General features: G+C 69.8%; 13 protein-coding genes. 4 read left to right on the plus strand and 9 right to left on the minus strand.

The window, feature by feature from the left end:
- Positions 1–52 precede the first annotated feature (52 nt).
- The gene (locus G9U51_RS06075) at positions 53–2,617 is read right to left on the minus strand and encodes an ATP-dependent Clp protease ATP-binding subunit (RefSeq protein ID WP_166194686.1); all 2,565 of its coding nucleotides are present in this window, start codon (positions 2,615–2,617) and stop codon (positions 53–55) included.
- Between the two features lie 162 nt (positions 2,618–2,779).
- Between G9U51_RS06075 and G9U51_RS06080 the strand changes: the two genes are divergently transcribed.
- Positions 2,780–3,862, plus strand: a complete 1,083-nt coding sequence (locus G9U51_RS06080) for a hypothetical protein (RefSeq protein ID WP_166194689.1) — start codon at positions 2,780–2,782, stop codon at positions 3,860–3,862.
- 10 nt (positions 3,863–3,872) lie between these two features.
- On the opposite strand, the gene G9U51_RS06085 is transcribed toward G9U51_RS06080, so the two are convergent.
- Both G9U51_RS06085 and ku read right to left on the minus strand, forming a co-directional pair.
- Positions 3,873–4,388, minus strand: coding sequence for an arsenate-mycothiol transferase ArsC (locus tag G9U51_RS06085; protein WP_166194692.1), 516 nt, complete (start codon positions 4,386–4,388; stop codon positions 3,873–3,875).
- Between the two features lie 10 nt (positions 4,389–4,398).
- Positions 4,399–5,196, minus strand: a complete 798-nt coding sequence (gene ku / locus G9U51_RS06090; RefSeq protein WP_166194695.1) for a non-homologous end joining protein Ku — start codon at positions 5,194–5,196, stop codon at positions 4,399–4,401.
- Between the two features lie 17 nt (positions 5,197–5,213).
- Here ku and G9U51_RS06095 point away from each other — a divergent pair, with 17 nt between their 5' ends.
- Complete coding sequence (locus G9U51_RS06095; RefSeq protein ID WP_166194698.1) at positions 5,214–6,161, plus strand: ATP-dependent DNA ligase; 948 nt, start codon at positions 5,214–5,216, stop codon at positions 6,159–6,161.
- Complete coding sequence (gene ligD, locus G9U51_RS06100; protein ID WP_166194701.1) at positions 6,158–7,060, plus strand: non-homologous end-joining DNA ligase; 903 nt, start codon at positions 6,158–6,160, stop codon at positions 7,058–7,060. The genes G9U51_RS06095 and ligD overlap by 4 nt, the downstream gene beginning before the upstream one ends.
- Before the next feature lie 3 nt (positions 7,061–7,063).
- Here ligD and G9U51_RS06105 read toward each other — a convergent pair whose 3' ends face one another.
- From G9U51_RS06105 to G9U51_RS06125, 5 genes are all read right to left on the minus strand, one after another.
- A complete protein-coding gene (locus G9U51_RS06105) occupies positions 7,064–7,399 on the minus strand; it encodes a histone-like nucleoid-structuring protein Lsr2 (RefSeq protein ID WP_166194704.1) in 336 nt (111 codons plus the stop codon).
- A gap of 74 nt (positions 7,400–7,473) precedes the next feature.
- Complete coding sequence (locus G9U51_RS06110; RefSeq protein ID WP_207948107.1) at positions 7,474–7,644, minus strand: hypothetical protein; 171 nt, start codon at positions 7,642–7,644, stop codon at positions 7,474–7,476.
- 10 nt (positions 7,645–7,654) lie between these two features.
- A complete protein-coding gene (locus G9U51_RS06115) occupies positions 7,655–8,530 on the minus strand; it encodes a DNA-3-methyladenine glycosylase family protein (RefSeq protein WP_166193948.1) in 876 nt (291 codons plus the stop codon).
- Complete coding sequence (gene panC, locus G9U51_RS06120) at positions 8,527–9,405, minus strand: pantoate--beta-alanine ligase (protein ID WP_328823349.1); 879 nt, start codon at positions 9,403–9,405, stop codon at positions 8,527–8,529. The genes G9U51_RS06115 and panC overlap by 4 nt, the downstream gene beginning before the upstream one ends.
- A gap of 11 nt (positions 9,406–9,416) precedes the next feature.
- Positions 9,417–10,283 carry a Rossmann-like and DUF2520 domain-containing protein gene (locus G9U51_RS06125; protein ID WP_166194711.1) on the minus strand — a complete coding sequence of 289 codons (867 nt, stop codon included), beginning with the start codon at positions 10,281–10,283 and terminating at the stop codon, positions 9,417–9,419.
- Here G9U51_RS06125 and G9U51_RS06130 point away from each other — a divergent pair.
- A complete protein-coding gene (locus tag G9U51_RS06130; RefSeq protein ID WP_235945555.1) occupies positions 10,282–11,229 on the plus strand; it encodes an SAM-dependent methyltransferase in 948 nt (315 codons plus the stop codon). The two genes, G9U51_RS06125 and G9U51_RS06130, sit on opposite strands and share 2 nt — an antisense overlap.
- On the opposite strand, the gene G9U51_RS06135 is transcribed toward G9U51_RS06130, so the two are convergent.
- Positions 11,219–12,139, minus strand: coding sequence for a hypothetical protein (locus G9U51_RS06135; RefSeq protein ID WP_166194714.1), 921 nt, complete (start codon positions 12,137–12,139; stop codon positions 11,219–11,221). The genes G9U51_RS06130 and G9U51_RS06135 overlap by 11 nt on opposite strands.
- Positions 12,140–12,143: the final 4 nt, after the last annotated feature.

Consider the following 12,143-nt stretch of genomic DNA (forward strand, 5'->3'; position numbering starts at 1 on the left):
ATGACGAAGGGGCCGGGTGGCGTTCACCACCCGGCCCCCGCGTTTGCAGGACTCAGTCCTTGTCGAGGTTGACCTCACCCGAACCCGAGGACGAGCCGCCCTCGCTGATCGCGGCGGTCTCGGCCTCGAGGGAGTCCGGAGCCGTCGCGCGCGGCGTGCCGCGGAAGGTGAAGGTCGCGTCCTTGCCGTCGCCGTCGGTGTCGACCAGGACGATCTCGCCGGAGGCGAGCTCGCCATACAGGATCTTCTCCGACAGGGCGTCCTCGATCTCGCGCTGGATCGTGCGACGCAGCGGGCGCGCACCCAGGGCCGGGTCATAGCCGCGCTTGGCGAGCAGCTTCTTGGCCGCCGGGGTCAGCTCGATCGCCATGTCCTTGTCCTTCAGGCGCTCGTCCAGCTTGGCCACCATCAGGTCGACGATCTGGACGATCTCGGCCTCGCTCAGCTGCGGGAAGACGATGGTGTCATCGACACGGTTCAGGAACTCGGGGCGGAAGTGCTGCTTCAGCTCCTCGTTGACCTTCGCCTTCATCTTCTCGTATGACGTGGCCGTGTCGTTGCCGGACGCGAAGCCCAGCGAGACGCCCTTGGCGATGTCACGCGTGCCGAGGTTGGTGGTCATGATGATGATGGTGTTCTTGAAGTCGACCACCCGGCCCTGGCTGTCGGTCAGGCGACCGTCCTCCAGGATCTGCAACAGGCTGTTGAAGATGTCCGGGTGTGCCTTCTCGATCTCATCGAAGAGCACCACCGAGAACGGCTTGCGGCGCACCTTCTCGGTGAGCTGGCCGCCCTCCTCGTAGCCGACATACCCGGGCGGGGAGCCGAACAGTCGCGAGACCGTGTGCTTCTCGCCGTATTCGGACATGTCGAGCGTGATGAGCGCGTCGTCGTCGCCGAAGAGGAACTCCGCGAGCGCCCGCGCCAGCTCGGTCTTACCGACACCGGTCGGACCGGCGAAGATGAACGAGCCACCGGGACGGCGCGGGTCCTTCAGACCAGCACGGGTGCGGCGGATGGCCTGCGACAGCGCCTTGATGGCGTCGTCGTTGCCGACGATCCGCTTGTGCAGCTCGTCCTCCATGCGCAGCAGGCGAGCCGACTCCTCCTCGGTCAACTGGAAGACCGGTATGCCGGTCGAAGCGGCCAGCACCTCGGCGATCAGCTCGTCGTCGACCTCGGCCACGACGTCCTGGTCACCAGCACGCCATTCCTTCTCCCGGTTGGCCTTGGCCTCGATGAGCTTCTTCTCGTCGTCACGCAGCGAGGCGGCCTTCTCGAAGTCCTGGCCGTCGATGGCCGATTCCTTCTCCCGGCGCACGTGCGCGATCTTCTCGTCGAACTCGCGCAGATCGGCCGGAGCTGTCATCCGGCGGATGCGCAGGCGCGCGCCCGCCTCGTCGACCAGGTCGATCGCCTTGTCCGGCAGGTGCCGGTCGTTGACATAGCGGTCGGCCAGGTTGACCGCCGACACCAGCGCGGCGTCGGTGATCGTCACCCGGTGGTGTGCCTCGTAGCGGTCGCGCAGGCCCTTGAGGATCTCGATGGCGTGCGGGATCGAGGGCTCGGCCACCTGGATCGGCTGGAACCGGCGCTCCAGCGCGGCGTCCTTCTCGATGTGCTTGCGGTATTCGTCGAGCGTCGTCGCACCGATGGTCTGCAGCTCGCCACGAGCCAGCATCGGCTTGAGGATCGACGCGGCGTCGATGGCGCCCTCGGCAGCACCGGCACCGACGAGGGTGTGGATCTCGTCGATGAACAAGATGATGTCGCCGCGGGTGCGGATCTCCTTGAGCACCTTCTTCAGGCGCTCCTCGAAGTCACCGCGGTAGCGCGAGCCGGCGACCAACGACCCGAGGTCGAGGGTGTAGAGCTGCTTGTCCTTCAGCGTCTCGGGCACGTCACCGCGCACGATGTCGGCCGCGAGCCCCTCGACGACGGCGGTCTTGCCGACGCCGGGCTCACCGATGAGGACCGGGTTGTTCTTGGTGCGGCGCGACAGGACCTGCATGACGCGCTCAATTTCCTTCTCGCGCCCGATCACCGGGTCGAGCTTGCCTTCGCGCGCGGCCTGGGTCAGGTTGCGGCCGAACTGGTCCAGGACCAACGAACCGGCCGGGGTCCCGGCCTCCGGGTTGGGGCCGCCGACACCGGCGCCGGCCTTCTCGCCCTGCCCGCCCTGGTAGCCGGACACGAGCTGGATGACCTGCTGGCGCACGCGCGGCAGGTCGGCGCCCATCTTGACGAGCACCTGCGCAGCAACACCCTCGCCCTCACGGATCAGGCCGAGCAGGATGTGCTCGGTGCCGATATAGGAGTGGTTGAGCTGCAGGCCCTCCCGCAACGACAGCTCCAGCACCTTCTTGGCGCGGGGCGTGAACGGGATGTGGCCGGACTGGGTCTGGTGCGAGGGGCCGATGATCTCCTGGACCTGCTCGCGCACAGCCTCCAAGGAAATGCCGAGGCTCTCCAGAGCCTGGGCGGCAACGCCCTCCCCCTCGTGGATCAGACCCAGGAGGATGTGTTCCGTGCCGATGTAGTTGTGGTTGAGCATGCGCGCCTCTTCCTGGGCGAGCACGACAACGCGCCGGGCACGGTCGGTAAACCGTTCGAACATCAGATGTCTCCCTGCTCTGGCTGATCACTCACGATGCTAGTCGGACCGACCACGCCTGGCGCGGGCCGACCGAACTTCGAGGTGGACAACGCGAGCGATGCCGAGGTTGTTCCGGCCGAACCGCTATACCGAATCTTTACTTTCGCCCTACGATCCTGCGCTATGGGGAAGCTCAGGTTGAGCGCGGTGGGGGTCTCGCTTGAGGTGCGCGCGCCGGAGGACGATCTGCCGAGGCTGCGCGAGCAGTGGTCGCGGTGCCTCGACGGCGTCGGGCCTGAACCCGCCGAGACGATCGAGACTCGCGGCGGCGCCGACGCTGACTACGAGCTCACCACCCAGGTCACGGTCGCGGCAATCACCCAGCAGGCGGGGCGGCTGACGATGCTGCACGCCGCGGGCGTGTCCGACGCCGAGGGCCGGGTCGCCGCGCTGGTCGCCGCCTCCGGCACCGGCAAGACCACCGCGGCCAGATATCTGTGCGAACGGGGCTGGGGTTATGTCTCCGATGAGACCGTGGCGATCGACGCGGACGGCGCCGTGACGCCATACCCCAAGCCGCTGTCGGTGATCCGCGGCGCGGGGCGGCCCAAGCATCAGCACAGCCCGGACGAGCTCGGCCTGGGCGTGCCGCGCGGGCAGCTGCGGCTCGGCCGCGTCATCTTGCTCGAGCGGGATGACGATTTCGGCGGCGAGCCGGGCCTCGAGCCGGTCGGGCTGGTGGACTCGCTGCTCGCGCTCATCCCGCAGACCTCCGCCCTCCCCTCGCAGCCGGCGCCCCTGCGCACCCTGGCCCGGCACTTGCAGGAGACCGGCGGGGCGGTCCGGCTGCGCTATCGCGAGATCGCCGACGCGGCGGCGCTGATCGAGCGGGCGATGGACCCCTCGACGGCGACCGAGGTGTATGCCGAGGACCTGCCGCCGCAGAGTGATCCCGCCGGTCCCCCGGCGACGCCGCTGCCGACACCTGCGGACGAGGAGTTGCCGGAGTTCGCGCTCTATCTGCGCGGCCCGTATGCCGACGCGGTCGCCGACGAGGACAACGTGCTGGTGCTCGTCGGCAACCATCCCTTCGGGCTCGCCGGCGTCGGCGACGTGATCTGGCGGACCACCGCGCGGGCGACCGAGCTGCCCGAACTGGAGCAGGTGTGCGAGGAGACCTTCGGCGCCCACCCGGACTCGGGCCGGATCGTGCGCGAGACGGTGCGCGCGATGCTGCAGCACGGCCTGCTGCAGCGGATCGGTTGATCGAGGCCGGTCAGGAGACGAGGCGCGGCACCCAGGCGTCGAGCTCCGCCGCGATCTCCTCGGCGATCTGGGCCATCGCCCGCTCGCCGCGCCGGAAGGGGTCGGCAACATCGTCGCCCGAGCGCGACGGCGGCCTCAGCGCCGCCACCTCGGTCAGCAGATCCTCGCCCCGAGCGATCGTCGAGCGGGCCCCGCGCCCGAACTGGCGCAGCGTGTAGACCGAGCGCAGCCGCGCCGGGAAGTCGTCCAGCACCACCGTGCGGTGGTGCCGCTCCATCCCGAGCACCAGGTCCGCGCCCTGCACCAGCTCCGGGGCCAGCTGGCGCGAGACGAAGCCGTCCGCCGAGCCACCACGAGCCTGCAGCTCCGCCACCATGAGGGGGTCCATCGCCGCTCCGCGCAGCGCCTGCGTGCCCGCGCTCACGAAAGTCCAGGGACTCGACGGCCCGGCCAGGCGGGCGGCATACCTCTCGGCGAAGGCAGACCGGCAGATGTTGCCGGTGCAGACAAACAGCAGCGAGGGCACGGACGGCAATCTAGCCGGTCTTCTCGCCGCGCTTCTTCTTGGCGCGGTCCACGCTCTGCTGCAGCGCGGCGAGCAGGTCGATGACCTGGCCATCGTCGTCGGCGGCCTCCGGCGGCGTCGCGACCTCGCCGCCCTCCAGCTTGGCCTGCACGACCGCCTTCACCGCTTCCTCGTAGTCGTCGGTGTAATCCTCCGGCTCGTAGTCACCGGCCATCGACTCCACGAGCAGGTGCGCCATCTGCACTTCCTTCTTGTTCGGCTCGGCCGGCTCCTCGTCCAGCACGCCGAACTCCGCCGGCCGCACCTCGTCGGGCCACAGCAGCGTCTGCAGCACGATCACGTCGTCGCGCACGCGCAGCACCGCGACCGTCATCCGGGTGCGCAGGCTGACGGTGACCAGCGCCATCCGGTCGGTGGAGCTCAGCGCCTCGCGCAGCAGCGCGTAGGGCTTGATCGCGCTCTTGTCCGGCTCGAGGTAGTAGCACTTGTCCAGATAAAGGGGGTCGATCTGGTCGGCCGGCACGAACTTGTCCACCGCGATCTCCTTGGTCGTGGAGATCGGCAGATCGGCCAGGTCCTCGTCGGTGAGCACCACCATCTGACCGTCCGGGGTCTCATAGCCCTTGGCGATGTCGTCATAGGACACCTGCTCGCCGTCGATGGAGCAGACCCGCTGGTATTTGATCCGGCCGCCGTCCTCGCGGTGGACCTGGCGGAATTGCACGTCGTGGTTCTCGGTCGCCGAGTACAGCCGCACCGGCACGTTGACCAGTCCGAACGACACCGCGCCCTTCCAGATGGCTCGCATACGGGCAAGATTGCCCCATGCGCCCGATGCTCGCCACACCCGCATCGCGGGTGCCGACCGGCGAGGACTGGCGGCACGAGGTCAAATGGGACGGCATGCGGGCCCTGCTGGACGTGCGCGACGGCGCCGTGCGGGTCACCTCCCGCACCGAACGTGATGTGACCGTCGCCTTCCCCGAGATCGTCGCCCCCGCGGCCGGCCTGACGATGTATGCCGACCTGTTGCTCGACTGCGAGATCGTCGTCATGACCGCGGGTCGCCCCTCGTTCGGCGCGCTCGCCGAAAGGTTCAACGTGACCGGACCGCAGGTGGCGGCGGCCCTCGCCGCGTCCGCGCCTGTCACCGCGATCGTCTTCGACGTGCTGCGGGTGATGGGTCGCGAGGTGACCACCCGCCCGTGGGCGCAGCGTCGTGAACTGCTCGAGGGCGCCGGCCTGGGCTCACGCTGGGTGCAGGTGCCGCCGGTCTTCACCGACGGCGTGGACCTGATGGAGGCGACCGCTGCTCAGGGCTTGGAGGGCGTGGTGTCCAAGCGGGTCGGCTCGATCTACCGCCCGGGCGTGCGCAGCGAGGACTGGCGCAAGTCGGTGCACCGGCTGCGCGACTCGGTCATCGTCGTCGGCTGGCGACCGGAGACCGGCGGCTCCGCGCTGGGCGCGCTGCTGGTCGCCTCACCCTCCGCCGACGGGCTGGTCTTCCGGGGCCGGGTCGGCTCCGGCTTGGCCGGTGCGACCGGCGCGGCGTTGCTTCCCCGGCTCAAGGCGCTGGAGACCGACGAGTGCCCGCTGCGCGAGGCACCGCCGCGCGAGGACCGGGTCGGCACCCGGTGGGTGCGCCCCGAGCTGGTGGCCGAGGTGGAGCACCTGGGTCGCGGCGACGGCGGGCGGCTGCGCCAGCCGACCTGGCAGGGCCTGCGCACCGACTTCACGCCGACCGACCTCGGCATACCGAAGGAGGAGGGATGAACGACAAGCAGCAGGTCGAGGTCGCCGGCCGCAGGCTGGCGATCGGCAATCTGGACAAGATCCTCTATCCGGCCACGGAGACGACCAAGGGCGAGGTGCTGCACTATTACGCGACCGTCGCGCCGGTGCTGCTGCCGCAGCTCGCGCACCGGCCGGTCACCCGGATCCGGTGGCCCGAGGGCGTGGGCGGCATCAGCTTCTTCGAAAAGAACCTGCCCTCCGGCGCACCCGACTGGCTCGACCGGGTCACCTTCGCCTCCAGCGGCAGCCGAGGGGGTGGCGATTCGGTCACCTACCCCCTGGTGGACGATCTGGCCGGGCTGACCTATCTGGCCAATCTCGCCTCGCTGGAGTTCCACGTGCCGCAGTGGCGGGTGCAGGACGGGGATGCGGTCAATCCGGACCGGCTGGTGGTCGACCTGGACCCGGGCGCGCCGGCCGGCCTGCCCGAATGCGCCGAGCTCGCCCTGCTGGTGCGCGAGCGGCTCGCCGACCGCGGCTACGACCGCACCGTGCCGGTCACCTCCGGCTCCAAAGGACTGCAGGTGTATGCCGCCCTGCCGGGATCGGCGACCAGCGACGAGGTGCGTGACGACATGCGCACCCTGGCTCAGGAATTGACCAAGGCCCAACCCGAGCGGGTCGTGTGGAAGATGACGACCTCATTGCGCAAAGGCAAGATCCTGCTCGACTGGAGCCAGAACACCGCGGCCAAGACGACGATCTGCCCGTATTCGATGCGCGGGAAGGATCGGCCCACGGTGGCGGCGCCGCGCACCTGGGAGGAAATGGAACAGGGTGCCGGAGCACCCGACACCCTGCGCCAGCTCGATATCACCGAGGTGATGGACCGCCTCGATGATCTCGGCGATCTGATGGCTTCGTTGACCGAAACCTAGGATTTACTTGTGAGCGGCGGCGTACGCCTCTTGCAGCTTCGCCGAAACCCGACCGCGGTCGCTCACCTGGTAACCGTTCGCACGGCCCCATTCGCGCATCCGGTTGAGATCGTCGCGACCGCCGGCGCTGGCGCCACGGCGCGCGCCGCTGCCGCCGCGGCGTCCGCTCACCTTGCGGCCGTGAGCCACCCAGGTCGCCAGGTCGTCGCGCAGCCGGGCCGCATTGCCCTTCGACAAGTCGATCTCGTAGGTGACGCCGTCGAGGCCGAAGGTCACGGTCTCGTCGGCCTCGGATTGATCGAGGTCGTCGACCAGCTGGATTTGCACACGCTGTGCCATGCAGTGACTCCTGTTCGTGAATGGTCTGTCCGACCGAGATTAGCACGAACTATTGCGCCAATATCGCGCGGAGTTCAGGATTTATCGGCGCGCTTGTCCGCCGACATTTCGTCGGAATGTTCCTGCTCCCATTGCCGCTGCGCAATTCGCTCGCGGCGGTCGCCCTCCATGATGTGCTTCATGATGACGTAGAACAGGAAGAGCAGCCCGATCGTGGGCAGCAGGGTCAAAATGGCGGGCCACACGAAGTCCACCCTAAGCCTCGTGCGGCCCCGGCAGGTCGTTGACCTCGTGATCACCGAGAGCCCACAGGTGCTGCACGGCATACGCCCGGTAGGGCCGCCACCGCTCGGCATCGCGCGCGGTCCGGTGCAGCTGACGCAGCGCGGCGGCCACGCCGAGGTCGGTCGCCGGGAAGGCGTCGGCATCGCCGAGACCGCGCATCGCGAGGTTCTCCACCGTCCACGGACCGATCCCCGGCAGTGCCAGCACCCGCGCACGCACCTGCGCCAGCGCTCCGTCGAGCAGGCCACCGTCGGCGAGCGCGGTCGCCACCGCACGGACGGTCGCGCGACGGCGGACCGGCATCGCGAGCGCCTCGTCGGCCACCGCGGCGATCGCCTCCGGGCGCGGCCACAGCTGGGTGAGCCCGCCGCCCGGGTCCTCGACCCGGTCGCCGGCGGCGTGCACCAGCCGGGCGGCGTGGGTGCGCGCGGCCTTGGTGGAAATCTGCTGGCCGAGCACCAGCCGCACGAGCAGTTCGGCCGGGTCGACCGTGCGCGGCACCCGCCGGCCGGGCGCCGCCGCGATCAACGGCGCCAGCAGGGGGTCTTGCGCCAGGCGGGTGTCGATGGGCCCAGGGTCAGCGTCCAGGTCAAGGAGGAAGCGGCATACGGCGATGAGCTCGTCGAGATCGTCGCTGGGGTGGATCGCGTAGCTGAGCTCGACGTGCTCGGCTCCGGGCCGCAGGGCGACGATCGCCGGCCCATGGGCGAGCCGGACGGTGCGGCGATAGGCGCCGGCACGCCATTCCTCGACGCCGGGCACGCCGGTCGCGACCAGGTGACCGAAGAGGTTGTCGGGCAGCAGCGGCGGGGTGAACGCCAGCCGCACGGTCCCGGTGCGGTTCACTCCGCGTCGGCGACCGGACGCGGTCCACCGCCCGGACCGACGACCAGCGGCAGGTTGTCGATGAGGCGGGTGGTGCCGACCTTGCCGGCGACCGCGAGCAGGGCCGGGCCGCGATACCACTCCGGCACCTCCTGCAGCGTCGTCGGATGCACGAGCACGAGGTAGTCGACGAGCACGAGCGGCTCCCGCACGAGCACGTCACGGGCCGCCCGGCGGATCGCAGCGGGGCCGGCCTCGGCCATCTCGGCACCGGCGTTCAGGGCGCGCGAGAGGGACAGCGCGACCTCGCGATCGGACTGCGACAGATAGGTGTTGCGGCTGGAAAGGGCCAGCCCGTCGGGTTCGCGCACGGTCGCCACCGGGACGATCCGGGTCGGGAAATCCAGATCGCGCACCATCCGCCGGATCAGCAGCAATTGCTGGGCATCCTTCTGGCCGAAGTAGGCGGCATCCGGCCGGGTGAGATGCATCAGCTTGGCGACCACGGTGAGCACACCGTCGAAATGCCCTGGGCGAGAAGCGCCTTCGAGCACCGAGCCGAGTTCACCGGCCGACACGCGGATGCCCGGTTCACCGTCCGGATAGACCACATCGGGGGTCGGCGCGAAGACCAGCGCGGCGCCATACTCCTCGCACAGGGCGACGTCGTCGTCGAAGGTGCGGGGATAGCGCGACAGGTCCTCGCCGGGCGCGAACTGCAGCGGGTTGAGGAAGATCGTGACGATGACGTGGTCGACGTCCTCCCGCGCGCGCTTGATCAGCTCGGCGTGACCGGCGTGCAGGGCGCCCATGGTCATCGTGACGCCGACCGTCCCGGAGAGCGCGGCCCGGGCCTGGTGCAGTTCGTCACGGGTGTGCGCGACGGTCATCGGCATACGGCGTCCTCCTAGGACAGCTCCTCGAGCAGCGGCTGGACGGATTCGGCAGGCATGGCCCGCCGCCGAGCGGTGCGCATCGCGGTGGCGCGCGCCATCGCACGATAGGCCATCTCGACGTCCTCGCTGCCGGCGAGCACCCGCAGGTGCGCGGCGACGGTGGCGACATCGCCCCGCGACACCGGGCCGGTGAGCGCCTTGTCGCCGCGCTCGAGTGAGTTGTCCAGGCTGGCCTGCAGCAGCGGCGACAGCAGCCGGCTCGGGTCGTCGATGCCGACCTCGCGCAGCAGTTGCTGGGCCTGCGCGACGAGGGTGACCAGATGGTTGGAGCCGTGACTGAGGGCAGCGTGATATTTCGGCCGGTCCTCTTCGGCGAGCAGGAACGGGTCGCCGCCGATGTCGATCGCGAGGGCCTGCCCGACGAGTTCGGCACCGGGTGAGGCGGTCACCGCGAAGGGCGTGCCGCTGATCCGCTCGAGGTCCTTGGGCGTGCCCGCGAAGGTCATCGCCGGGTGCATCGCGATGACGTCGCCGCCCGCGTGCAGCACCGGCTCGAGCACTGCCGTGCCGTGAAAACCGCTGGCGTGCACCACAAGTCGGCCGCCGTCCCAGGCACCCTCGGTGGCGAGTCCCGCCGCGAGGGGGCCGAGCGCGTCGTCCGGCACGGTCATCAGCACCACCTCCCCGGCGCGCGCCACCTGCGGGATCGGCAGCACCGGAACGCCCGGCAGCAAGGTCGCCGCGCGCTCCAGCGAGGCGTCGCTCGTAGCCGAGACGGCGACCACCTCGTGGCCGGCCGCGGCGAGGGCGGCGCCGAGGACCGAGCCGACCTTGCCGCACCCGATGATGGCGACGCGCAGGCTCGGTGGATTGTTCATGGCCGACATGATCGCCCACGCTAGTGCGGTGCGCACGATCGAACAGGCCTGGGGTGAGGCTCTCTACGGGCCGGACGGCTTCTATCGCCGCTCGGCGCCCGCCGACCACTTCGCGACCTCCGTGCAGGGGGTGCCCGGGGTGGATTCGCTTCTCGCCCAAGCCATTTCGGCGTATGCCGACCGCCTCGCCTGCACCTCGATCCTCGACCTGGGTGCCGGGCGGGGTGAACTGTTGCGGCAGCTGGCCGGCCTTCGGCCGGATCTGGTGCTCACCGGGTGCGATGTCGTGGCGCGGCCCGGCGGCCTGCCGGAGCGCATCGCCTGGCTGGAATCACCCGGCGGCGCGGCGCTGCCCGATCCTCTGCGCGATCTCGAGCAGACGCTCGTCGTCGCGCACGAATGGCTCGACGTGGTGCCCTGCCCGGTGCTCACCCGCACCCCAAAAGCGTTGCGGCAGTTGACGATTGACGACTCCGACGGGCCGCTGGCCGAGGCCGCCGACCGAGCATGGGCGGAGCGCTGGTGGCCCGACGGCGAGGTGGTCGAGGTCGGGCGGCCGCGCGATGCGGCATACGGCGAACTGGTCTCCCGGGTGAGCAGTGGTGCGGTGCTCGCGATCGACTACGGCCACCTCGCGGGCGACCGGCCCTGGGGCGGCACGCTCGCCGGCTACCGGGCCGGCGTGGTGTGCCCGCCGCAGTTCGACGGCAGCACCGATATCACCGCCCATGTCGCGATGGACAGCCTCGGCGCCACCCGGCTCGCGACCCAGGGCGAGATGTTCGCCGAGTTGCTCTCGCCGCCGGCGGCCCCGGCATACGGCCTGGCGCGCACCGACCCGGCCGGCTATCTGGCTGCGCTGGCCGCTCGGTCGGCGTGGTCGGCGGCGACCGATCCCTGGGGTCTCGGCGGCTTCTGGTGGGCGACGACGGTGGTCACTTCTTGATCCGGACGGACTGGGTGATCTTGTCCCAGATGTCGTTCGGCAGCGCCTTCTTGGTGTTCTTGCCGGCGTTGCGGGCGAGGAAGAGCAGCGCCGAGTGACCGTTGGAGGTGAAGGCGACCGCCCGCACATCGACCTTCTCCGGGTCACATTTCTTGGAGTCGGGATCGCCGACGGTCGCGGTGAGTTCGGACTGCACGGCGGTGATCTTGCCCGGACCGACGGTGATCTGCTTGGTCGACGCGGTGCCGCGCGCTGCGTAGGTCTTCTTGTCCTTCTTGATCGCAATGTTGTTGGCGGCGTTGTTCACCACGGCTTCGGCCGCGTCGACCAGGTCGCGGCTGCCAATGTCGATGAAGCCGACGAAACCTTGCTGGTCGTTGCTGAGCGTCGGGCAGTTGCCCTCCCCGAACCGCGCGACATAGCGCGCAATGACCGACTTGTCGTCCGGGTTGTCGGGTGTCCAGCCGACATAACCCAGCTTGGCGGAATTCCAGTCGCCGGTGCTCGGCACGTCGAAGGCCGCGTCGTCGGTGCCCTCCTTGCCGACGATCGTCTTCCAGCCCGGCTGGGTGGCCGGACCGTACGCGGCCGCCGGGTCGGTGGTGCTCGAGGAACTGCTGGTGGACGAACTCTCGCTCGTGGTGGTTCTCTCCGTGCTGCTCTGAGCGGTCGTGGTCGGCCCGGTCGTGGTCTGGGCCTGCTGCGGCTCGTCACCGCCGGAGGTCACGGCATACACCGTGCCTGCGATGATCAAGGCGGCGATGAGCGCGCCGATGCCGATGATCAGGCCCTTGTTCGAGCCCTTGCCCGGCCCACCGCCATTGCGCGACTCGTCGTGCAGGTAGCGGTCGTAATAGCGGCTCTGCGGGTCGCCCGGCCCCTGCGCGTTTCCCCCCATGTGATCAGTCACGTCG

The sequence above is a fragment of the Metallococcus carri genome (assembly GCF_011440275.1).
Lineage (GTDB): Bacteria > Actinomycetota > Actinomycetes > Actinomycetales > Dermatophilaceae > Metallococcus > Metallococcus carri.